This window comes from Caballeronia sp. INDeC2 (genome assembly GCF_023631325.1).
Lineage (GTDB): Bacteria > Pseudomonadota > Gammaproteobacteria > Burkholderiales > Burkholderiaceae > Caballeronia.
This window is the reverse complement of record NZ_JALQDG010000021.1, coordinates 80774-102722: the sequence shown is the minus strand read 5'-3', so window position 1 is coordinate 102722 and position 21949 is coordinate 80774. Positions and strand designations below refer to the sequence as shown.

Annotated in this window: 20 protein-coding genes and 1 pseudogene; 6 read left to right on the top strand and 15 right to left on the bottom strand. The window is 63.2% G+C overall.

The window, feature by feature from the left end; all coding sequences use genetic code 11:
- Nucleotide 1: 1 nt before the first annotated feature.
- Both NCS28_RS13285 and flgJ read left to right on the top strand, forming a co-directional pair.
- Nucleotides 2–1129, top strand: a complete 1128-nt coding sequence (locus NCS28_RS13285) for a flagellar basal body P-ring protein FlgI (RefSeq protein ID WP_250514242.1) — start codon at nt 2–4, stop codon at nt 1127–1129.
- Nucleotides 1130–1142: 13 nt separating this feature from the next.
- On the top strand, nt 1143–2192 hold the full coding sequence (flgJ, locus tag NCS28_RS13280) for a flagellar assembly peptidoglycan hydrolase FlgJ (RefSeq protein WP_250514241.1): 1050 nt from the start codon (nt 1143–1145) through the stop codon (nt 2190–2192).
- A 5-nt stretch (nt 2193–2197) separates the two neighbouring features.
- Here the strand turns inward: flgJ and NCS28_RS13275 are convergent, their stop codons facing one another.
- Entirely contained in the window at nt 2198–2461 is a 264-nt protein-coding gene (locus tag NCS28_RS13275) for a hypothetical protein (RefSeq protein ID WP_250514240.1), read from the bottom strand.
- 10 nt (nt 2462–2471) lie between these two features.
- Between NCS28_RS13275 and NCS28_RS13270 the strand changes: the two genes are divergently transcribed.
- A complete protein-coding gene (locus tag NCS28_RS13270; RefSeq protein ID WP_250514239.1) occupies nt 2472–3224 on the top strand; it encodes a flagellar brake protein in 753 nt (250 codons plus the stop codon).
- Nucleotides 3225–3329: 105 nt separating this feature from the next.
- Here NCS28_RS13270 and NCS28_RS13265 read toward each other — a convergent pair.
- Nucleotides 3330–4091: pseudogene (locus NCS28_RS13265) on the bottom strand (IS3 family transposase).
- A gap of 299 nt (nt 4092–4390) precedes the next feature.
- Here NCS28_RS13265 and flgK point away from each other — a divergent pair.
- From flgK to NCS28_RS13250, 3 genes are all read left to right on the top strand, one after another.
- On the top strand, nt 4391–6334 hold the full coding sequence (flgK, locus tag NCS28_RS13260; protein WP_250514238.1) for a flagellar hook-associated protein FlgK: 1944 nt from the start codon (nt 4391–4393) through the stop codon (nt 6332–6334).
- Nucleotides 6335–6345: 11 nt separating this feature from the next.
- Nucleotides 6346–7581 (top strand): flagellar hook-associated protein FlgL, encoded by a 1236-nt coding sequence (gene flgL / locus NCS28_RS13255; RefSeq protein WP_250514237.1) that lies wholly within the window; start codon nt 6346–6348, stop codon nt 7579–7581.
- A 314-nt stretch (nt 7582–7895) separates the two neighbouring features.
- Nucleotides 7896–9593: a class I SAM-dependent methyltransferase gene (locus NCS28_RS13250; RefSeq protein ID WP_250514236.1), complete on the top strand. Its 1698-nt coding sequence runs from the start codon at nt 7896–7898 to the stop codon at nt 9591–9593.
- A gap of 169 nt (nt 9594–9762) precedes the next feature.
- Here the strand turns inward: NCS28_RS13250 and fliR are convergent, their stop codons facing one another.
- The 13 genes from fliR to fliF all read right to left on the bottom strand — a co-directional run bounded on the left by fliR (nt 9763) and on the right by fliF (nt 21864).
- On the bottom strand, nt 9763–10557 hold the full coding sequence (gene fliR / locus NCS28_RS13245; RefSeq protein WP_061120242.1) for a flagellar biosynthetic protein FliR: 795 nt from the start codon (nt 10555–10557) through the stop codon (nt 9763–9765).
- Nucleotides 10558–10567: 10 nt separating this feature from the next.
- Nucleotides 10568–10837, bottom strand: a complete 270-nt coding sequence (gene fliQ, locus NCS28_RS13240) for a flagellar biosynthesis protein FliQ (protein ID WP_008352562.1) — start codon at nt 10835–10837, stop codon at nt 10568–10570.
- 10 nt (nt 10838–10847) lie between these two features.
- Complete coding sequence (gene fliP, locus NCS28_RS13235) at nt 10848–11618, bottom strand: flagellar type III secretion system pore protein FliP (RefSeq protein WP_250514235.1); 771 nt, start codon at nt 11616–11618, stop codon at nt 10848–10850.
- 185 nt (nt 11619–11803) lie between these two features.
- Nucleotides 11804–12295, bottom strand: a complete 492-nt coding sequence (gene fliO, locus NCS28_RS13230; protein WP_250514234.1) for a flagellar biosynthetic protein FliO — start codon at nt 12293–12295, stop codon at nt 11804–11806.
- The gene (gene fliN / locus NCS28_RS13225) at nt 12292–12723 is read right to left on the bottom strand and encodes a flagellar motor switch protein FliN (RefSeq protein WP_250514233.1); all 432 of its coding nucleotides are present in this window, start codon (nt 12721–12723) and stop codon (nt 12292–12294) included. The genes fliO and fliN overlap by 4 nt, the downstream gene beginning before the upstream one ends.
- Nucleotides 12716–13714 carry a flagellar motor switch protein FliM gene (gene fliM, locus NCS28_RS13220; protein WP_250514232.1) on the bottom strand — a complete coding sequence of 333 codons (999 nt, stop codon included), beginning with the start codon at nt 13712–13714 and terminating at the stop codon, nt 12716–12718. Before fliM ends, fliN begins: the two co-directional genes overlap by 8 nt.
- Nucleotides 13715–13738: 24 nt before the next feature.
- A complete protein-coding gene (fliL, locus tag NCS28_RS13215) occupies nt 13739–14227 on the bottom strand; it encodes a flagellar basal body-associated protein FliL (RefSeq protein ID WP_250514231.1) in 489 nt (162 codons plus the stop codon).
- 776 nt (nt 14228–15003) lie between these two features.
- Nucleotides 15004–16365: a flagellar hook-length control protein FliK gene (locus NCS28_RS13210; RefSeq protein ID WP_250514230.1), complete on the bottom strand. Its 1362-nt coding sequence runs from the start codon at nt 16363–16365 to the stop codon at nt 15004–15006.
- Nucleotides 16366–16399: 34 nt separating this feature from the next.
- Nucleotides 16400–16849 carry a flagellar export protein FliJ gene (gene fliJ / locus NCS28_RS13205; RefSeq protein WP_250514229.1) on the bottom strand — a complete coding sequence of 150 codons (450 nt, stop codon included), beginning with the start codon at nt 16847–16849 and terminating at the stop codon, nt 16400–16402.
- A gap of 64 nt (nt 16850–16913) precedes the next feature.
- Nucleotides 16914–18437, bottom strand: a complete 1524-nt coding sequence (fliI, locus tag NCS28_RS13200; RefSeq protein WP_502801184.1) for a flagellar protein export ATPase FliI — start codon at nt 18435–18437, stop codon at nt 16914–16916.
- Nucleotides 18431–19105: a flagellar assembly protein FliH gene (fliH, locus tag NCS28_RS13195; RefSeq protein WP_250514227.1), complete on the bottom strand. Its 675-nt coding sequence runs from the start codon at nt 19103–19105 to the stop codon at nt 18431–18433. Before fliH ends, fliI begins: the two co-directional genes overlap by 7 nt.
- On the bottom strand, nt 19098–20093 hold the full coding sequence (gene fliG, locus NCS28_RS13190; RefSeq protein WP_250514226.1) for a flagellar motor switch protein FliG: 996 nt from the start codon (nt 20091–20093) through the stop codon (nt 19098–19100). The genes fliH and fliG overlap by 8 nt, the downstream gene beginning before the upstream one ends.
- Nucleotides 20083–21864: a flagellar basal-body MS-ring/collar protein FliF gene (fliF, locus tag NCS28_RS13185; protein WP_250514225.1), complete on the bottom strand. Its 1782-nt coding sequence runs from the start codon at nt 21862–21864 to the stop codon at nt 20083–20085. The genes fliG and fliF overlap by 11 nt, the downstream gene beginning before the upstream one ends.
- Between the last annotated feature and the right edge of the window lie 85 nt (nt 21865–21949).

Here is a 21949-nt window from a genome sequence, read left to right as displayed (position 1 = left end):
CATGAATCCGTTCCTTCGTTTCGTTTCGTTCTCGCTCGCGGCCGCGCTCGTCGCCGTCGGTTCCGCGCCGCACGCGCACGCCGAGCGTCTGAAAGACCTCGTCTCGTTTCAGGGCGTGCGTGACAATCCGCTGATCGGTTACGGCCTCGTCGTCGGTCTCGACGGCACCGGCGACCAGACGATGCAGACTCCGTTCACGACGCAATCGCTCACCAACATGCTCGGCAACCTTGGCATCACGGTGAATTCGGCGACGACGCAAAATATGCAGTTGAAGAACGTCGCCGCCGTGATGGTGACCGCGACGCTGCCGCCGTTCGCGCGCCCCGGCGAAGCCATCGACGTGACCGTGTCCTCGCTCGGCAACGCGAAGAGCCTGCGCGGCGGCACGCTGCTGATGTCGCCGCTGAAGGGCGCGGACGGCCAGGTGTACGCGATGGCGCAGGGCAACCTCGTCGTCGGCGGTGCGGGCGCGAGCGCGAACGGCAGCAAGGTCCAGGTGAATCAGCTCGCGGTCGGACGCATCTCGGCGGGCGCGATCGTCGAGCGCGCGGTGCCCTCGGCGTTGCAGCAGCAGGGCGGCGTCATGCAGATGGAACTGCGCGAGATGGACTTCGACACGACGCAGCGCATCGTCGCTGCGGTGAACAATCAGTTCGGCATGGGCACGGCGCTCGCGCTCGACGGCCGCACGATTCAACTGCGCGCGCCGCAGGATGCGAGCGAGCAGGTGTCGTTCATGGCGCAGTTGCAGAACATCGACGTGCGTCCGGCGCAGGCCGCCGCGAAGGTGATCCTGAACGCGCGCACCGGCTCGATCGTCATGAACCAGATGGTCACGCTGCAGAACTGCGCGGTCGCGCACGGCAACCTGTCGGTGGTCATCAACACGAAGACAGCGGTGAGCCAGCCGGGCGCGTTCTCGAACGGGCAGACGGTAGCGGCGAAGGAATCGTCGATTCAACTGAAGCAGGATAGCGGCGCGCTCAAGATGCTGAGCGCGGGCGCGAATCTCGCGGATGTCGTGAAGGCGCTCAACGCGCTCGGCGCGACGCCGGCGGATCTCATCTCGATCCTTCAGTCGATGAAGGCCGCGGGCGCGCTGCGCGCAGACCTCGAAATCATCTAAGGGACGAAGGCGCATGAACTCGAACACGACCGGCATCGCCAGCACCGCGTTGGCATCGACCGATACGACGAGCGGCTTTTCCAGCCTGTCGAACCGTTTCGCGCTCGATACGCAGGGCTTCGACGCACTGCGCGCGCAGGCCGGCGCGAATCCGCAGCAAGGGCTCAAGGAAGCCGCGAAGCAATTCGACGCGGTCTTCACGCAGATGATGCTCAAGAGCATGCGCGACGCGACGCCTTCGGACAGCCCGTTCGAATCGAACGATACGAAGTCGTTCACGTCGATGCTCGATCAGCAGCTTTCGCAGCAGATGTCGTCGAAGGGCATAGGCGTCGCGGACATGATGCTCAAGCAGCTCATGCGCAACGCGGGCGGCCAGGCGGGCGCGGACGCGAAGGGCGGCGCCGGCGCGATGAACGCGATGCAGGCGCTCGGCGGCATGTCGGGCGGCAGCGGCGACCTCGAAGCCAACGCGGGCAATCTCGCCGCGATGAACGCGATGGCGAAGGCGTATGCGGCGGCGCAGGCCGGCAAGAGCCAGGCATCGCTCGCGGGCAAGGGCTACACGGCGGCGGATTCGCTCGAAGCGCCGGCGCGCGGCAACGGTTCCGACAAGGTCAACGCGTTCGTCGACCGCCTCGCGGTGCCGGCGCAAGCCGCGAGCGCGGCGACGGGCATTCCGGCGCGATTCATCATCGGCCAGGCGGCGCTCGAATCGGGTTGGGGCAAGCGCGAAATCAAGCACGCGAACGGTGCGACCAGCCACAACATCTTCGGCATCAAGGCGTCGGGCAACTGGACCGGCAAGACCGTCGATTCGGTCACCACCGAATACGTCAACGGCCGTCCGCAGAAGGTCGTCGAGACGTTCCGCGCCTACGATTCGTACGAGGAAGCGCTGACCGATTACGCGAGCGTCATCAAGAACAATCCGCGCTATGCGCCGGTGATTCAGGCATCGCGCGATGTCGCGGGCTTTGCGCACGGCATGCAGAAGGCGGGCTACGCGACCGACCCGCAGTACGCGAAGAAGCTCATCTCGATCATGCGCCAGATCGTCTGACGCAATCAGCCGATGTTTGCGGCCGTCTTCTTGCTGAGAAAGCCTCGTACGCGCGAATTCAGCGCACGAAAAGCGATATTGTTCGGATCTTTTGCGGCAGCAAACGTTTTACGTTGGTAGGGACGGCGCACCACATACATTTTTCGCCGTGCAACCCTAAACTTTTGAACGGGTATGCCGCTAACCTGAATAATCGAAGTGCCGGACCGATTCGGTTCGGATCGACGCGCGCCGTTCGAATTCGAGCGGCGCGCGAGCACAATGAACACGGCTAGCACCATGAACACCAATCACATGCATGACGTTGCCGACGAGGACATCGCGCCGAACGTGGATTTCGGCCGGCGCAATCCGCTCGAAATCGGCGTGGGACTGCGCAATCTCGCCAATCGCGGCGACTTTCTGACGGCGCAATACGGCGACGGGCAAATCGTCACGCGTTTGCTCGACGTGGATGTGACCGCGCATCGGTTCACATTCGACTGGGGCGGTGTGGCGGAACAAAACCGCGGCGTGCTTGCATCGCAGAAGCTCGTTTTCAACGCGGCGCCGGAAGGCGTGCGCGTCGAGTTCACGACGCCGACGCCGCGCGAGACGGTGTTCGACGGACGCCCGGCGTTCGAGGCCGAGTTTCCGACGGTGCTGTATTACATGCAGCGGCGCGAGTATTTCCGCGTCGAGGCGCCGGTGCTCGATCCTTATATCTGTACCGGGTCGTTGCCGGAAGGGGAGCGGTTCCGGTTCGAGGTGCATGACCTGTCGCTGGGCGGTGTCGCGTTGCGCACGACGGATGAGCGCGTCGCGAATCTGGAAATGGGCATCGTGATTCAGGATGCCGAGCTGCATTTCAGCGCTAATGGGAAGGTTACGCTGGATATGAAGCTTGTTTCCCATCGGGAGTCGACTACGGCGAAGGGGGATCGTCGATATACCATCGGGTTCAAGTTCGTTTCGATGCCGGGGTCGGCAGAGAATACGCTGCAGCGGCTCATTACTCAGTTGGAGATGAAGCGGCGGTCGCTGGCGAAGTAGGGTTTTTTCTTTTTTTATTTCGCCGGATCCCGTGGTCGTGCCGGTCTATTGGCACTGCCCCTGTGCGGGGCGGCAGCGTAGTGGTTCAGTATTCTTGGACACCGATTACGCAGTTTCCACCTTTAATTCCTCGAACTCGGCCGGCGGCATGTGACGCGCGGCCGAGTGCGAGCGTTCCTGGTTGTAGTACGTCAAGATGTAAGTCAGCACATCGGCGAGCCTCGGTGTGATCACGGTATGCGTGCTCGCCGATGCATTCTCCTTTGAGCGTACAGAAGAAGCGCTCGACGACAGCGTTATCCCAACAGTTTCCTCTGCGGCTCATGGTCTGCACGATCTCGTGCTCCTTAAGAAACTGCTGGAACGTCAAACTCGCATAGTTGCTTCCCTGGTCCGAGTGGAACATCAATCCCGGTTCGGTACGCCGCGTTTGAAGTGCGACCCGTAAGGCGCGAATCACCAAGGACGTGTCACAGGAACCCGAGGTCGCTCAGCCGACTACACGCCGGGAATACAGATCGATCACCACAGCCAGATACATCCAGCCTTGCTGCGTCCAGATATACGTCACGTCGCCCGCCCAGAACCGGTTTTTAGAATGTCGCGCTCCCGTTCGAGCTCCGCCACTCGCTTCTCAAGTGCTCGAATTCTTACCTGTTCAGCGCTGCCGCCCTCAACTGCGTTCACTGGCGCACTTGCAACCGGTCGGCGATTGCCGATCCAGCGCCGCAACGCCGTCTCTCCAATGCCTAGCGCCTTCGCAGCCTTCGTCACCGTGTAGCCCCGCTCCAGGACCAGCGCCACCGCCTCGAGCTTGAATTCTTCCGAAAATTCTCCTTCTGCCCATTTGACACCTCGTTGGTCGATCAAAGTCTACCTTTCGAAGTGTCCAAGATTGCTAGACCACTGCACTGCCGCCCCGCACAGGGGCGACGCTAATAGACCAACAAGAAAACGGGATCCGGCAAAAAAACCAAAACCACAGAAATAAGCCATAAAACTCCCGCTCTTCCCGCAATAGCCATTGCAGCGCCCCTCCGATAATGGCCCCATCGCGACAACCGTCCACACGGCGCGCAAACGCTCAACTTCCCCGGCAATCGGCCGATATACAAAACAGCCATGCGGCAGCGCACGCTCAAACGCCGCCTCACCAGGATTCACGCATGTCCAATAACATCTTCAGCATTGGTCTTTCCGGTCTGAACGCGGCCCAGTGGGGCCTCACGACCACGGGACAGAACATCAGCAACGCCGCGACGCCGGGCTATACGCTCGAGAAAGTCTCCTATCAGGAGTCGTCCGGTCAGTTCACCGGCTCCGGCTATCTCGGCAACGGCGTGCAGGCCGTCACCGTCACGCGTCAGTACAGTCAGTACCTGACGACGCAAGTGAACAACACGCAAGCGTCGAGCAGCGCGGCAAGCACGTATTACTCGCTGATCTCGCAGCTGAACAATCTCGTCGGCGATCCGACCAAAGGCATCGCGCAAGGCATCACCAATTACTTCTCCGGCCTGCAATCGGTGGCGAACTCCGCGAGCAGCACCGCCGCGCGCCAGTCGCTGATGAGCAGCGCGCAGACGCTCGCGGATCAGATCAACTCGGCCGGCCAGCAATACGATCAGCTGCGTCAGAGCGTCAACACGCAGCTGACGAGCGCCGTTTCGCAGATCAACAGCTACTCGCAACAGATCGCCGATCTCAACAAGCAGATCAACATCGCCAGCGCGGGGGGCCAGCAGCCGAACCAGTTGCTCGATCAGCGCGATCAGCTCGTCACGAACCTGAGCTCGATGATCGGCGTGCAGGTCGTGCAGCAGGACGGCAACTACAACGTTTTCATCGGCAACGGGCAGCCGCTCGTCGTCGGCAATACGCAATACGGGCTGCAAACGGTGCCCTCGGCGGCCGATCCGAGCGAACTCGCGGTCGCGTTCCAGAGCCGCGACGGCACCACGCAAACAGCCGCGAACACGCAGTATGTCGATAACTCGGCGCTCACGGGCGGCGTGATCGGCGGTCTTATCGACTTCCGCACGCAAACGCTCGATCCGGCGCAGGCGCAACTCGGCGCCATCGCGACGAGCTTCGCCAGCCAGTTGAATGGCCAGAACGCGCTCGGTCTCGACCTGAACGGTCAGCCCGGCGGCAAGCTGTTCGCGACCAGCGATCCGAACATCATCGCCAACGCGCGCAACAAGGGTACCGGCACGCCGACGGCGACGATCGTCGATGGCACGCAACCGCCCACTAACGATTTCACCGTCACCTACGACGGCAGCAAGTACACGGTGACGGACCCGGCGTCGGGCCAGCAGCTCGGCACCATCGATCCGGCGACCGAGACGCAGAAGACGATCGACGGCCTGAACATCGACGTGTCTTCGCTGACCGGCGTGCAAAAGGGCGACTCGTTCACGATCCAGCCGACACGCGCCGCGCTCGACAACTTCAAGCTCACCACGAGCAACGGAGCGGCGATCGCGGCGGCGTCGCCCGCAGTGACGTCGGCGGCGAGCACGAACACCGGCACGGCGTCGATTACGTCGGCGACGGTGACGAGCAACGCGATGTCGTCGGACATCAACCTGAAGTACAGCGCAACGGCGAATGGCTTCACGTCGGACGTGAAGGTGACCGTCAACGGCACCGACTACAACCCCGGCGATACGATTCCCTACGACGCGATGAAGGGCTTGACGGTCTCGGCGAACGGCGTTTCCGCGACCATCAGCGGCACGCCGAAGGACGGCGACGCGTTCAAGATCGCGCAGAACAAGGGCGGCACGAGCGACGGCAGCAACGCGCTCGCGATGGCGAATCTCGTCTCGGCGAAGTCGCTCAACGGCGGCACCGACACGCTGACGAGTTCGTACGCGAACTACGTCAACACCATCGGCAACACGACCAATCAGCTCAAGGCGACGAGCACGGCGCAGACCGCGCTCCTGACTCAAGCGACGTCGGCGCAGCAATCGGTGCAGGGCGTGAACCTGAACGAAGAAGCGGCCAACCTGATTCAGTATCAGCAGCTCTATCAAGCGAACAGCAAGGTGATTCAGACCGCCTCGACGCTATTCCAGTCGCTGCTCGGCATGTTCAACTGAGGTTAAACGCGATGCGTATTTCCAGTTCCCAGTACTTCAACATGAACGTCGCTTCGATGAGCGACCAGCAGAGCACGCTCGCGTCGATGTATCAGCAGATCTCATCGGGCAAGCGTATTCTCACCGCGTCCGACGACCCGCTCGGTGCGGCGCAGGCGGTGCAGCTCACGTTGAAGAGCGGCGCGCTCGCGCAATACAGTACGAACCAGACGACGGCGCTGTCGTCGCTGCAGCAGGAAGATTCGACGCTGGGCAACGTGAGCAGCGTGCTTCAGAGCATCCAGACGCAGATCGTGCATGCGGGCGACGGTTCACTCACCGATTCGGACCGCGCGGCGGTCGCAAACACGATCCAGGGTTTGCGCGATCAGCTCTTCGGTCTCGCGAACACCACGGACAGCGACGGCAACTACATCTTCTCGGGACTCAAGGGCGGCACCGCGCCGTTCTCCAACAATGCGTCCGGCACCGGCGCGAGCTATTCGGGCGACCAAGGTCAGCGCACCGTGCAGATCAGCGAGGGACGTTCGATTCCGGTGGGCGATACGGGCCAGTCGATCTTCCAGAGCGTATCGCCGATGGAAAGCGATCCGGTGTCGCGCGCGGCCGATACGAATGCGGGTACGGGAACGATCAGCGCGGTGAGCGTGAGCGACACGAGCAACCCGGGCAATGCGAGCAAGTACACAATCTCGTTCGCGGTTTCGCAGACGGACGGAACGACTACCTATTCGATCACGTCGGACCCGGCGGACAACACGCTTCCGACGAACGTCGCCTATACGGGCAAGACCGACATCACGCTCGCCGGCCAGAAGGTGACGATCGACGGCACGCCCGCCGACAAGGATTCGTTCACCGTGCAGCCGGCGGCGACCGACAACAACGACATCTTCGCTACGCTCGACACGATCGTGAGCGCGCTCAAGCAGCAGACGGGATCGCCGAGCGCGCAGGCAGCGTTGACGAATGCGCTGACGACGGCGGGCACGAAGGTCGACAACACGTTCAACAACGTGCTGTCGGCGCAGACGGTGGTGGGTGGACGGGAGCAGCAAGTACAGTCGACGCAGACCGCGATGCAGACGAGCCAGACGCAGACGGCGAGCGATATCGCGAATTTGACGAGCATCGATCTGGTATCGGCGATCAGCCAGTACGAGTTGACGCAGAACTCGTTGCAGGCCGCGCAAATGGCGTTTTCGCAGATCCAGAAGATGTCGTTGTTCGATTACATCGGGAGTTGATCGCAGCCGGGCCGATTGCCCGGTTCGCATCGGAGAAGCATCGTTCGAGGCGTCGGACGATGCTTTTTTTTCGCCGCGCGCGACCGCCTCTTCGCGCTCGCCAAACGCTCCTCTCAGTCGAAATTTCACAAACGCCCGGGCCGTGCAATGTACATTGCGGCCGCTGACAGCGTTCCGCTTCCGGCAACGTCCGCGCGCGATTTCACGAAGCGTGCAACCTGCCGCGGGCATCGCGCGTGACGGCGCGATTCTGCCCATAATGAAAGCGCCGATGTGTTCAGCATTCCCAAGCCGTTCACAAGAGAGCGTTAACGATGGAAGAGGTGAACAGGACGATCGAGCGCCGCGCAGGCGAGTGGGTGTTCGTGCGGCGCTATCTGACTGGAGTTGGCATCGACATCGGACCGGACCGATGTCCGCTTAGGGAACGACACCATCTGTTTCCCGGGATGACGAACTTGCTCTGGTGGAATACGTCGCTCGGAGGCGAGTCACACATGGCAGGTCAGAGCGACGCGTCGTTCGACTTCGTTCACGCGAGCGTGTGTCTTGCCGCGCAGGACAATCCGGCGCAGTCCTTGTCGCGATGGCTCGATTTGCTCAAGCCCGGCGGCCATTTGCTCGTGACGGTGCCCCCAAATGACTCCGCGCTCAAGTGGCGCTTCACCATCGGCAAGCCGGCGAAAGCATCGGCGCAGTCGATCGATATCCTCGACCTCGCGCAGTCGGTCTCGCATGTCGCGCAATGCGAGCGGCTCGTCCTCGTTCGCGACGATATCGCCGACGCGGCGCCCGAAAGCGCGATCGAACTCGTCATGCGTAAGCGCGACATCGCCAGTCCACGCGATTACGCGATGGCGATGATCGCAGCGGAAAACGCACAGGCGTGCATCGCCGCGTGCGAGGAAGCCATCGCCGCTTATCCGTACCGCGTCGAAGTGATTCTTTATGCGAAGGCCGAACTTTTGCGGTGGCGCGAGCCCGAGCGTGTCGATGCGCTGCTCGCGCGTTGCGTTGAACGGATGCCGAACGACCACCTGATACACCTTCGTCTCGCGCTTCACACGATCGCGCGCGGGCGGCTCAACGAGGGATTCGCGCTGCGCGAACGTCTTGCCGAACAGTTCGGCTGGGAGCGACGCACGAAAGCGCAGCCGCCGACGGGCATCGCGAAGTGGAACGGCGAACCGCTCGCGGGCAAGCGCATCGTCATCTGGAGCGAGTTCGGGCTCGGCGATGAAGTCTTCTTCTTCCGCTTTGCGCGCATTCTTCGCGAGCGCGCGGGCGCGGCAAGCGTCGGCGTGGTTTGTCAGACGCCGCTCGTCTCGCTGTTCGAGGTATCGGGGGAAGCGGATGTGGTCATCGATGTAAAGGCGGCCGATGTGCTTCCGGCGTTCGATTACTGGATCTATCCGCACGCGATCCCCGTGTTTCTGCCACTCGATCTGGAGGCGTTGCCGCAATCGGTGCCTTATTTGCGCGCGCCGTGCGTCGGGGTGCCCGGCATGCCGCAAGTCCACGAGAGCGCGGTGAAGGTCGGTGTGGTTTTCAAGGGCGAACCGAGCCACGAGAACGACGCGGCGCGCTCGCTGCCGTCACTGTCCGTGCTCGATGATCTGTTCGCGATCGATGGCGTCGAGTTCTTTAGTCTTCAGAAGGGCGAGGGGGCGCGGGAAGCGGCGGGGTATGCGGCGCGGTTGGGTAATTTTCACGATGTCGGCGTGCTCTTGACTAGCATGGCCGATACCGCCAGTGCGATCGCTGCGCTCGATGTTGTCGTTACTGTCGATACGTCGGTGGCGCATGTTGCGGGCGCGTTGGGCAAGCCCGTTTGGTTGATGCTGCCGGCGGATGGCGATTGGCGATGGCATTACTATCGGGAGGACAGTCCTTGGTATCCGACCATGCGGCTGTTGAGGCGGCCGTCTCATGCTGACTGGAGCGAGGTTGTGGCATGTATCGGCGCGGGCCTGGTTGAATGGGCCGCAAAGCGTCGCGCGGATGGCCGGTAGACTGCTTGCCGTTTTTTGCCGGATCGCCGTGTCGCGTTGGTTTATTAGCAAAACGAACATCAGCTTTCCATGCGTCCTGGAACCGCACCTTCGTTATCTATTTGCACTTCTGCGCCTTCCACGCGCCGCACGATCGAAATCGACGAGTATCGCTGACAGGCCGCGGACATCAGAACATCCCTCGAGCCACTCTTCCCGCCTCCAAAATCCCCCCATCGAAAATCCGCTGAAAAAACGGCATGAGATTGGGCACCATAAGCTGGAGCAAAAGAAGCCCGACGAGCATCGTCACAGGAAACCCCACCTGAAAAATCCCGATCTGCGGCGCAGCGCGATTAAGAATCCCAAGCGCGAGATTCGCGATCAACAACGCCGCCACGATCGGCAACGCGAGCAGCAACCCCGTCGAAAAAACGCTGCCGCCATAACCCACCAGCACACGCCAGCCTTGCGCATGCGACGCCGCCGCGACGACATTCGCCTCGATCGGCACGCTCTGAAACGTAGCGATAAGCGCGCTCACCAACTGCAGATGCCCGTCGAAGACGAGAAACGCGAGCATCGCCAACGTATTCAGATAACGCGAAACAACCACCGCATTACCACCCGCGCGCGGATCGTAAAGCATCGCGAAGCCAAGGCCCATCTGCTGGCCGATGAACTCGCCGGCCGCATCGACGGCGGCGAACGCGATCTGCATCACCATGCCGATGGCCGCGCCGATCAGAAACTGGTTGACGATGATCCACACGCCCGCCGCGGAAAACACCGTCGCCTGCGGCATCGCGGGGAGCGTCGGCGCGACGATCAGCGAAATGAACGCGGCGAGCGCGATCTTCACGCGCATCGGAATCGCCATGTGGCTCAGCACGGGCGCGGTCGCGATCAGCGCGAGAATGCGCACGAACGGCCACAGAAACGCCGTGAGCCAGCCGTTGAGTTGCGCGTAAGTGACGGAGAACATCGAGCGAAAGTCAGCCCGTGATCGCAGGCGTGATCGTGAAAACGTGGCGCATGTAATCGAGCAGCGTCGACAGCATCCACGGACCGGCGATCACGAGCGTCACCGCCACCGCGATCAGCTTCGGGATGAACGACAGCGTCGACTCGTTGATCTGCGTCGCCGCCTGGAACAGGCTCACGACCAGACCGACGACGAGCGCAACCAGCAACAACGGCGCGGCGAGCAACAAGGCGACGTACATCGCCTGATGCGCCATCGTCATGACGGATTCGGGTGTCATGCGCGTCTCCTCAGGATACGAAACTTTGCGCCAGCGAGCCGATCAGCAACTGCCAGCCATCGACCAGCACGAACAGCATCAGCTTGAACGGCAGCGCGATCGTTGTCGGCGAAACCATCATCATGCCCATCGACATCAGCACGCTCGCCACCACCATGTCGATGATGAGAAACGGAATGAAGATCGTGAAGCCGATCTGAAAGCCCGTCTTCAACTCGCTCGTGATGAACGATGGCACGAGCAGCGAGAGCGGCACGTCTTCCGGACCGTTCATCGGCGCGGCCTTCGAAATGCGCGCGAAGAGCGCGAGATCCGATTCGCGCGTCTGCTTCAGCATGAACTGCTTGAACGGCGCGACGCCGCGTGTCATCGCCTGATCCATCGCAATCTGGCCGTCGGAGAAAGGCTTGTACGCGTCGGTGTAGGCGCGATCGAGCACGGGCGACATCACGAAAAACGAGAGAAAAAGCGCGAGGCCGACGAGCACCTGATTCGGCGGCGTGCTCGTCGTGCCGAGCGCCTGGCGCAACAGCGACAGCACGATGATGATGCGCGTGAAGCTCGTCATCATCAGGACCATCGCGGGGAGGAACGAGAGCATCGTCAGCAGCAGCATCGTCTGCACGCTGAGCGAGTACGTCGTGCCGCCGTTCGGCCCGGGGCTCGTGTTGAAGGCCGGCAGGCCCGCGGTGCTCTGCGCGAACGCGAGATACGGCATCAACCCGGCGATGACCGGCAGCGCGATCTTCAAACCACGCGCGATGTTACGACTGACCTGCATTACGTGCTCCTGCCGACGAACTCTTTCGATAGGCTGAATTGTCGGCTACGCGGATGCCGCACGATGGCGCGAACAGAGGGGAAAACCCGCGCCAACTCGTTCTATTGCGAAGCGTCCGCCGTAAACGAACATCGGGCGTTCAGTCCTTGCGGACCACGCCCGATGTATCGGTGAAACGACTGAACTTACTTGACGAACTTCTGGAGCCGCTTGTTCGCTTCGCCAGCGAGGGCGTCGCGGAACCTCGCGCCGAAGCTTCCGGACAACGACGGCGCCGCAATACCGACGCCTTCCACATCGGCCGATCCTGCTGGCATCGTGTGCAGAAGACGCACATTGCCGGGGCCTGCGCCGAGCACGAGCCACGTATCGCCCACTTCGACGACCGCGACGCGTTCTTTATTGCCGAGCGATGCGCCGCCCACCACCTTCACGAGACCGCCGCGCTTGCCGCCCTGAAAGCCGAACTTGCGCGCGAGCCACGCGCAGCCGAACACGAAGCCGATCACGACGACGAGCCCGACGAGCGTCTGCAACACCGCGCCGAAACCGAGCGACGGCACGGCGGTGCCCGCACCCACGCCCGAGGCGATCTGCGCGGCGTGGTTCACGGCATTCATGTCGGCGGCGCGCGCGAGAAGCGGCGCCGCCGACAACAAGGCGGCAAAGCGTTTCATCGATTCAACTTCCGGATACGTTCGGACGGCGTGATGATGTCGGTCAGGCGAATGCCGAACTTGTCGTTCACCACGACCACTTCGCCCTGCGCGATGAGACAGCCGTTCACGAGCACGTCCATCGGCTCACCGGCGAGACCGTCGAGTTCCACGACCGAGCCTTGCGCGAGTTGCAGCAGATTGCGAATCGCGATCTTCGTGCGCCCGAGTTCCACCGTCATCTGCACGGGAATGTCGAGAATCATGTCGATGTCGTTGCGCGTCGACGGCGCCGCCGCCTTCGACAGCGGCTGAAACACGCCCGCGCTTGCCGCGACCGGCGCATCGTTGCCGTTCTGCTCGGCGAGCGCGCTCGCCCAGTCGTCCAACAGGAGCTCGTCGTCTTTTTCCGGCGCGCCGGGCGCGTCGTTCTGCATCAGATCACTCATATCCACCTTCCTTCATCGTATCGCTCGCGCTGATCATCTTTTGCACGCGCAGCGCGTATTGACCATTGAAAATTCCGTAGCCGCATTCCATGACCGGCACGCCGTCCACTTTGGCGACGACCTGCTCAGGAATATCGATCGGCAGCACGTCGCCCGCGCGCATGTTGAGAATCTGTTCGAACGACGAGCGGATCTCGGCGAGATCCACCGTCAACTCCACTTCGGCCGACTGCACCTGCTGCGACAGCACGCGCACCCAGCGGCGATCCACTTCGAGCGCTTCGCCCTGAATCGGCGAGGAGAGCACGTCGCGGATCGGCTCGATCATCGAGTACGGCATGCAGATGTGCAGCGTGCCGCCCGTCGAACCGAATTCGATAGTGAATTGCGTCACGATGACGATCTCGTTTGGCGTCGCCACGTTGGCGAACTGCGTGTGCATCTCCGAGCGCATGTATTCGAACTGCAGCGGCTTCACGCTGCGCCACGAGGTCGCATAGTGCTCGAACACCAGATTCAGCAGCTTGCTGATGATGCGCTGCTCGGTCTGCGTAAATTCGCGCCCTTCGACGCGCGTGTGAAAGCGTCCGTCGCCGCCGAACAGGTTGTCGACCACGAAGAACACGAGGTTCGGATCGAACACGAACAGCGACGTGCCGCGCAGCGGCTTCACGTGGACCAGGTTGAGGTTGGTCGGGATCGGCAGATTGCGCGTGAATTCGCTGTACTTCTGCACCTTCACCGGGCCGACGGAAATTTCCGCCGAGCGCCGCATGAAGTTGAAGATGCCCACGCGCATGAGGCGCGCGAAGCGGTCGTTGATGATTTCGAGGCCGGGCATCCGGCCGCGGACGATGCGTTCCTGCGTCGCGATGTTGTAGGGACGTACGCCGGCGGGCTTTTTCTCGTCAGCTTCCTGATCGATTTCGCCGGTGACGCCCTTGAGGAGGGCATCGACCTCCTCCTGCGACATGAACTCTTCGTGGCCCATGACTCTTTACTCGCTGATGCGGCGTTACTGAACGACGAATTCGGTGAACAGCACCTCTTCGACGCGCACCGGCTTCTCGGCCGAGCTCGCCGCGGTCTCGACCGCCGCGCGCAGCTCGCCCGCGAGCTGCTTCTTGCCGTCGACGGTCGCGAGGTCGTCGGGGCGCTTGCCGGAGAGCAGGAGCAGCACGCGGCTGCGGACTTCGGGCATGTGCTCGGTGACGAGCAACTGGACCTTTTCGTCCTTCAGCTTGAGCGTGAGGCCGGCGCGCAGATAGTGCATGGTGCCGTCGTCGGACTGGAGATTCACCGTGAGCGATTCGAGCGGAAAGAACACGGGCGGCGGTTCGGGCGCCGGCTTCGCCGGGCCGTGATTCTTGCCGAGGAAGAAATAAGCGCCGCCGGCTCCCGCGCCGAGGAGCACGATCGCGCCGACGGCGACGATCAGGATTTTTTTGAGCTTGCCGCTCTTCGCGGGAACGATGGGTTGCTGGTTTGCGGTCGTGGTAGCCATGAATGCGTGCCTCTTTCGATAGGGTGAATTGTTGGCTATCGGCGTGTAAAGCGATGGGTCGAACAGAGGGGGCTTTTGGGGCTATTCCATTTGATTGCTTTGCCTTTACGTTTTGGTTTTGGCGTTGCTTCTGCTTTCGCCGGATCCCGTATTCTTTTTGGTTTATTAGCGCTGCCCCTGTGCGGGGCGGCAGTCACTTTCTTTGCTGCTGCAAAGAAAGTAACCAAAGAAAGCAGCTCGATACGCCCGCGGTCACACGCAGTCTAGCCACGCTTGCCAGCCGATCGTGGGCTCTGTAGAGAGTGCCCTCATAGGCCCCGTCGGGCGTGGATCGCACACGGTCTGACGAGCTAGCCCTCTAAGGACACAGGTTCAGCACGAAATAGCGCCGGCACAGCGCTACGCGCTGCCGCAGGGTCTGCAAGGGACAACATCGGTCTGCACCTGCAGTGAGATGGAGGCGTTAGTAAAGAAGGTTCGGAAACCCGATTGACCGGTCGGCCGCGAAGCGGGCTGGAGCCATTTGGTGCTGAACCGCTCCGCCATGCGACGCGGGGCGACAGACCGTGCGCGATCCAAGCCGGGTTAGTCCTATGAGGGCGACACTTAGGCAGCCCACGGTCACCTGGCAAGCATGGCCAAACTGCGTGTGACCGCGGGCGTATCGAGCTGCTTTCTTTGGTTACTTTCTTTGCAGCAGCAAAGAAAGTGACTGCCGCCCCGCACAGGGGCAACGCTAATAAACCAACAAGAAAACGGGATCCAGCGAAAAAAATTCAAGCAAACGTATCAACAAGCCCAACCGTGCGCCGCACATTCAAACTCACGCTGGAAGCGACAGAAGAACCATCCGCCCCGCCGATGCCTCCCATCGCCCCCCCCTTCGAGCCAGAGCGCTCCCGACCGCTCTCCTGCTGCGATTGCCGCCCAAACGCCGCCCCATCCGATACCGAAGCGCTCCCCAGACTGATGCCGTTCGCCTCCATCGCCTCACGCAGCTTCGGCATGGCCGCCTCGACCGCCTCACGCACCTGCGCATGCTGCGACACGAACAGCGCGTGCGCGTGGTTCTCGGAGACTTGCAACGTCACCTGCAACGGCCCGAGATCCCTCGGATTCAAAGTCAGCTCAGCGCTTTGCTGATCCGCCTTCGACAGAAACACCACCTTCTGGCTGAACGCATCGTCCCAACCGGACGCGCCCACGTGTGGTGCAATCGCCGCGCTCGTCGCCGATGCCATCGCGCCTTGCGGACTGGACACCGCCGAACCCGCCGATGCCGCCTGCGCCGCTACCGCGTGCGCGGCCGCGTCGGCGGCTTGCTTGTACGCGGCGGACGCGGCATCCACGGGCGTCGTCGCGACAGCCAGCGCCGTCGCGTCGGTCGCCTTGGCGTCCGCGTTCACGTTGTTCGTCAACACGGCGAGATTCGCGCCCTTTCCGCCCTTGGCAAACAAACCGCCCTGATCCTCGCCGTCCGCGCCCTCGCGCGCCGTCGCCGCGGAACCGTTCGCAGGCAATGCGTTCGCGGGCAATGCGTTCGGCTGCGCGTTGTTCATCGCCGCGAGCGCCGCCTGAAGCGCATCCTGCGGCGTTTTCGCGTCGCCGCTCTTGTGCGTTTCGCCAGTCGATTTGGTGTCGTCGGTCGATGCGGTCGCCGTCGCCGCGGTGGCGGCATCGGTCAGATCGGCGAGCGTGGTGTCCGTGTCGGTGTCTTCGGCATTGGCGGCGTCGGCGCGCGCTTTCGCCTGCGCCGCAGCCGCATCCGACGCGGAACCAGCCGTCTGCGCCGCCGGCTTCGATGCCTCCGCCGTGTCGGTCTTGCCCGTATTCTTCGATGCCTCTTTCGGCGCGTCGGCCTGATCGGGCTTCGCAGCGGCCTGCGTATCCGATGCGTCATCGCTCTTCGACGCCGCCGCGGAGGCGCTGTCATCCGGCTTCGGCGCGTCGTGCACGCTCGATTTATCGGCGGACGAATCGGCCAGCGCCTTCGCCGCCTGCGCGTCGGCATTGGCGCGGTCGGTGATGCTTTGCAGCGTCATGCCGAACGACGCGCCCGCGCTCGCCGCGCGCTGCGTCGCGGCCCGGCTCGATGACGTGGCGCCCGAAAGCGCGCCAGGAAGGGATACGGAGGACATACGAGTCTCGCAAATGCAATGGGTGGGTAACGGCTCAGGCACGCTCGGCGCGCATGCGCAGTATCTTCGCGGCGTGCTCGTCGGATTCGCGCTGCTCGACGCGCGCGGCCTTCTTCGCGAGCATCGCCTCGCCGCGCGCGGCCAGCACTTCGTAGCTGCCGAGCTTCTGTTTCTTGAGACGCCAGTCGGGCTTCGCCGCCTCGATGCGCTGATCGGCCATCACGAGCGCCGTGCGTTGCTGCGCGATCGCCGAATCGAGCGTATCGACGAACGCCTGGAAGTTGCGCAGCGTCTGGGCCGTCGTGCCTTCCTGCGCCGATGCCGTGAACCGCGCGTGATACTCGTCGCGATAGGCGACGAGCGAATTCAGCTGCGTCTCGACCTCGTTTCGTTCCTGCTGCAGCTTGCCTAGCTTCCTGGTGGCGGCGTCGAGTTCCTCTTCGGCAAGGCCGATGAGGGTGTTGATCGGCAGATTCTTGGACATGGCGTGGCGGTCCCGTGTGGTCTTTGGCTTTTTTGTGACGAATGCTTCGGATACTAGTCGAAAACTAATCGAACAACTGGTTCAACATCGCGATGCTCGGCTCGAACGGCGCCTGCTCGCGAAAACCCTGCTGCAAAAACGACTCCATGCGCGGATACAGCGCGATCGCGCGGTCGAGCAACGGGTCGCGCCCGCTCGAATACGCGCCCACGTTGATCAGATCCTTGTTGCGCTGATAGCGCGAAAGCATCTGCTTGAAAAGACGCACGCGTTCGAGATGCTTGTCGTCGATGAGCGCGGTCATCGCGCGGCTTATCGACTGTTCGATGTCGATGGCCGGATAGTGCCCCGCCTCCGCAAGCGAGCGGTTCAGCACGATGTGGCCGTCGAGAATCGCGCGCGCCGAGTCGGCGATCGGGTCCTGCTGGTCGTCGCCTTCGGTGAGCACGGTGTAGAACGCGGTGATCGAGCCGCCGCCTTCCGGGCCATTGCCCGTGCGCTCGACGAGCGCCGGCAGCTTCGCGAACACCGAAGGCGGATAACCCTTCGTCGCGGGCGGCTCGCCGATCGCGAGCGCGATTTCGCGCTGGGCCATCGCGTAACGCGTGAGCGAATCCATCAGCATCAGCACGTGCTTGCCCTGATCGCGGAAATATTCGGCGAGCGAGGTCGTGTACGCTGCGGCCTGCATGCGCAGCACGGGCGATACATCCGCCGGCGCCGCGACGACGACCGAACGCGCGAGACCGTCCTCGCCGAGAATCTGTTCGATGAATTCCTTCACTTCGCGGCCGCGTTCGCCGATCAGCCCGATCACGATCACTTCCGCGCTCGTGTAGCGCGCCATCGTGCCGAGCAGCACCGACTTGCCGACGCCCGAACCGGCGAAGAGGCCCATGCGCTGACCGCGCCCGACCGTCAGCAGCGTGTTGATCGCGCGCACGCCGACATCGAGCACCTTGTGGATCGGCTCGCGGTTGAGCGGGTTGATGACCGGCGCGGACAGCGGCGCATCGACTTTCGCGCCGAGCGGACCGAGTCCGTCGAGCGGACGGCCGGACGCATCGACGACGCGGCCGAGCATTTCCCAGCCGACGGGCAAGCGCTTCGCACCCGCCATCGGATCGTTGATCGGCGCGCTTTCGAGCGGATAGACGCGCGCGCCGGGCAAGAGGCCAGCCACTTCGGTGGTCGGCATCAGAAAGAGCTTGTCGCCCGCGAAGCCGACGACTTCGGCTTCGGCGGTCGGAATCGCGCTGCCCGGCGGCAACTCGATCATGCATTCGGAGCCGACGCCCATCTTCAGGCCGACCGCTTCCAGCACGAGACCGGCCGCGCGCGTGAGACGCCCGCACGGACGCAGCGGCTTCGCAATGGCATTGCGCGACTTGAGCGCGTCGAGCTTGTCGCGCCACGTATCGATGTGCGGATTGCCGGCGATATGCGCGAGTTCCGCGATGGTGCGCGCGGCGAGCTCGTCGGCCGATTCGTCGCCGGCGGATTCATCGGCGGCGAGCGGGCCGAACGATGCACGCGCGAGTTCCTGTTCCAGCTCGCTCAAACCATCCTGAGTGATTCGGCTCACCACGGCTTGTTTCTCCCCAGCGCGGCCACGACGCGCTCCCAGCGCGACACATTGGTCGCGTCGATCTCGCCGGTCGCGGCGTGGGCCTTGCAGCCGCCGCGCTCGACGTCCGGATCGGGGCGCACGGTCCAGCCCGCCGCTTCGAGTTCGTCCTTCAGATAGGCATCGACGATCGGCATGTCGGCCGGATTCACGATGAGCGTGGGCGCACCCGACAGCTCCGGCTCCGCGGCGATCACTTCGCGCGCCACGGCGATGAGCGCGGTCGGATCGAGCGCGAGATGCTGACGCACGACCTGCCGCGCGATATCGATCGCAAGTTCGGCAAGCGATTCCGCGATGGCCGCATCGGCGGCTTGCAACGCGGTCTTGAACGCATCGGCGATCTCGGCGAGACGCGCGGCCTCTGCGAGCGCTTCCTTGCGGCCGTCCTCGAAACCCTTCGCCTGACCTTGCTCGTAACCCGCTTGATAACCGAGCGCCTGACCCGCGACATGACCCTTCGCGAGCCCTTGCTGATGCGCGTCTTCCTCCACGCGGCGCAAGTGCGCTTCGAGCGCGGCCTGTTCCGCCGCGCTGTTGTCGACCTTGATCTCGACGGGATCGAACGACGCCATTTCCCAGCGCTGATACGCCGAGAGCGGAGCCTTCTGCGCGCGGGCGTCAGACATATGCGTCCTCCGCCTTGCCGCCTAGCTGGATCTGACCGTTTTCCGCGAGATTGCGCACGATCTGCAGAATCTTGCGTTGCTGCTGCTCGACTTCGGACACACGCACCGGACCGCGCGAATCGAGATCTTCGGCGAGCAGTTCGGCCGCGCGCTGCGACATGTTCGCCAGGAACTTCTGGCGCAGCGCCGGCTGCGCGCCCTTGAGCGACACGATCAGCGTCTCCGATTCCACTTCCTTCAGCAGAAGCTGGATCGCGCGGTCTTCGAGGTCGAGCAGGTTTTCGAACACGAACATCTGGTCGATGATTTTCTGCGCGAGCTCGGCGTCGTATTCGCGCACGTTCGCGATCACGCCTTCCTCGTGATTGCTCGACATGAAGTTGAGAATTTCGGCCGCCGTGCGGATGCCGCCCATCGGCGCGCGCTTCAGGTTGTCGCTGCCGGAGAGGAGCGTCGTCAGCACATCGTCTAGTTCGCGCAGCGCGGCGGGCTGAATGCCGTCGAGCGTCGCGATGCGCAGCAGCACGTCGTTGCGCAGGCGCTCTGCCAGCAGCGACACGATTTCCGACGCCTGATCGCGGTCCAGATGCACGAGGATCGTCGCGATGATCTGCGGATGCTCGTTCTTGATGAGTTCCGCGACCGCGCCCGAGTCCATCCACTTCAGACCTTCGATGCCGCTCGTATCGCTGCCTTGCAGGATACGGTCGATCAGCGCGCCGGCCTTGGTCTCGCCGAGCGCCTTCGTCAGCACCGAGCGGATGTACTCGCTCGAATCGAGCGACAGCGCGGTGTGCTGCTCCGCTTCCGACACGAATTCGGTCAGCACGTTGTCGAGCTGCTCGCGCGTCACGTTTTTCAGCGCCGCCATGGTCGCGCCGATCTTCTGCACCTCGCGCGGAGCGAGATACTTGAATACTTCGGCAGCTTCTTCCTCACCGATCGACATCAGGAGGAGGGCGGCTTTGTTCAGGCCTTCAGCGTTCATCGGACACCCAGTTCTTCACGACCGTCGCAACGATTCTCGCGTCCTGACGCGCCACCATGCGCGCGTAGTCGAGATTGCGATCGAATTTGGCCTTCTTGCTTTCATGACCGAGGAGACTCACCTCGGCATCCTTGTCTTCGTCTTCCAGCTTCTGGCCGCCGTCGAGCGACGGGCCGTCGAGCAGCGAGAGCTCATCCGGGGCGCCGAGCACGGGCGCGGCTTCGGGCGGCGGCGGGAAGGCGCGGCGCATCGCCGGCTTCACCATGCTGAAGTACAGGAACAGCCCGACGATGCCGATGCCCACGTACTTCGCCGCCTGGATGCCCCACGCGATCATCTGCGGGGTGCGCCACCACGGCACGTCCGGCGTCACGTTCAGATCGGCCGAGAACGCGCTGTTCACGACGTTCACCGAGTCGCCGCGCTTCTCGTCGAAGCCCATCGCGTCCTTCACGAGCTGCTGGACCTGCGCGAGCTTGTCGGCGGCGAGCGGCGTCATCGTGACGTTGCCCTTGGCGTCGACCTTCTTGTCGTAGTTCACGACCACCGCCACCGACAGACGCTTGATGCCGCCCGTCGCCTGCTCGTAATGGCGCACGGTGCGATCGACTTCGTAGTTGGTCGTCGTGTCCTTGCGCTGGTTCTGCGGCGTGGACTTCGCCGCCGCGCCGAGCGCGCCCGATGCCGCCGCGTCGATCGGCGCGGAAGCGGCTTGCGGCGGCTGGTTCGACAGCGCGCCCGGCACGCCCGACGCGCCGCTGCCCGCCGTTTCGCTCGATTCGCTCGATTGCTGGCTGCGGATCGCCGTGCTTTGCGGGTTGCCGTTCGGTCCGTAGCTTTCGGCGGTCTGCTCGAGCTTCGAGAAGTCGATGTCGGCGCTGACCTGCGAGCGGGCGTTGCCTGCGCCGAAGAGCGGCGCGAGGATCGCGTCGATACGCTTCTGCGTGTTGTGCTCGATCTGCTGAACGTACTTCAGTTGCGACGCGTCGAGGCCGTTGGCGGCGCTCTGGCTCGTGAGCAGGTTGCCGTCCTGATCGACGATATTCACGTTCTTGACCGGCATATCCGCCACGCCCGACGCCACCATGTGCGCGATCGCGACCACCTGGCCTTCGTCGAGCACGCGGCCCGGATACAGATTGATCATCACGGACGCGGTCGGCAGTTCCTTGTCGCGTACGAACACGCTCGGCTTCGGAATCGCCAGATGCACGCGCGCCGATTTCACCGAGGAAATCGCGCCGATCGTGCGCTCCAGTTCGCCTTCCAGCGCGCGCTGATAGTTGACCTGCTCGGCGAACTGGCTGATGCCGAACTTCTGGTTGTCCATCAGCTCGAAGCCGACCGAGCCGCTCTTCGGCAAGCCCTGGCTCGCGAGACGCAGACGCGTTTCGTGAACCTGCTCGGCCGGCACGAGAATGGCGCCGCCGCCGTCGGACAACTTGTAGGGAATGTTGCCCTGCTGGAGCGCGGCAACGATTGCGCCGCCGTCCCGGTCGGAGAGATTGGAGAAGAGGACGCGATAGTCCGGCTGGCGCGACCACATGACGAGGCCGGCGATCACCATCACCAGAATCGCGACGGCCACGATGAGCGGCACGCGCGGATTCGAGCGGAACTGGTTGAGCATCGGCACGCGCTGCGCGAAACCGCCGAAGTCGGCGCCACCCGCGAGTCCCGGGACGGCGGCCGTTGCGGCTGCCCCCGGTTGTGCGCCCGCCAGGCCCATTCTGGCGTCGGGCGTGATGAGTGAGTTGTTGGGCGTATCCATTTAGCGTCGAAGCTCCGAATCCTGAGGTTCTCCTCCCGCCGCTTCCCGCTTTCATGTAAGCGGCGGTGGAGGACTTTTCACGATG

Coding starts and splice junctions, on each gene's coding strand:
- NCS28_RS13250 (WP_250514236.1), top strand. CDS start 7,896: ATGGAAGAGGTGAACAGGACGATCGAGCGCCGCGCAGGCGAGTGGGTG.
- fliQ (WP_008352562.1), bottom strand. CDS start 10,837: ATGACACCCGAATCCGTCATGACGATGGCGCATCAGGCGATGTACGTC.
- NCS28_RS13270 (WP_250514239.1), top strand. CDS start 2,472: ATGAACACCAATCACATGCATGACGTTGCCGACGAGGACATCGCGCCG.
- flgK (WP_250514238.1), top strand. CDS start 4,391: ATGTCCAATAACATCTTCAGCATTGGTCTTTCCGGTCTGAACGCGGCC.
- fliJ (WP_250514229.1), bottom strand. CDS start 16,849: ATGTCCAAGAATCTGCCGATCAACACCCTCATCGGCCTTGCCGAAGAG.
- flgL (WP_250514237.1), top strand. CDS start 6,346: ATGCGTATTTCCAGTTCCCAGTACTTCAACATGAACGTCGCTTCGATG.
- fliM (WP_250514232.1), bottom strand. CDS start 13,714: ATGGGCCACGAAGAGTTCATGTCGCAGGAGGAGGTCGATGCCCTCCTC.
- NCS28_RS13210 (WP_250514230.1), bottom strand. CDS start 16,365: ATGTCCTCCGTATCCCTTCCTGGCGCGCTTTCGGGCGCCACGTCATCG.
- fliH (WP_250514227.1), bottom strand. CDS start 19,105: ATGTCTGACGCCCGCGCGCAGAAGGCTCCGCTCTCGGCGTATCAGCGC.
- NCS28_RS13285 (WP_250514242.1), top strand. CDS start 2: ATGAATCCGTTCCTTCGTTTCGTTTCGTTCTCGCTCGCGGCCGCGCTC.
- fliL (WP_250514231.1), bottom strand. CDS start 14,227: ATGGCTACCACGACCGCAAACCAGCAACCCATCGTTCCCGCGAAGAGC.
- fliG (WP_250514226.1), bottom strand. CDS start 20,093: ATGAACGCTGAAGGCCTGAACAAAGCCGCCCTCCTCCTGATGTCGATC.
- fliN (WP_250514233.1), bottom strand. CDS start 12,723: ATGAGTGATCTGATGCAGAACGACGCGCCCGGCGCGCCGGAAAAAGAC.
- fliP (WP_250514235.1), bottom strand. CDS start 11,618: ATGCAGGTCAGTCGTAACATCGCGCGTGGTTTGAAGATCGCGCTGCCG.
- fliF (WP_250514225.1), bottom strand. CDS start 21,864: ATGGATACGCCCAACAACTCACTCATCACGCCCGACGCCAGAATGGGC.
- fliR (WP_061120242.1), bottom strand. CDS start 10,557: ATGTTCTCCGTCACTTACGCGCAACTCAACGGCTGGCTCACGGCGTTT.
- flgJ (WP_250514241.1), top strand. CDS start 1,143: ATGAACTCGAACACGACCGGCATCGCCAGCACCGCGTTGGCATCGACC.
- fliO (WP_250514234.1), bottom strand. CDS start 12,295: ATGAAACGCTTTGCCGCCTTGTTGTCGGCGGCGCCGCTTCTCGCGCGC.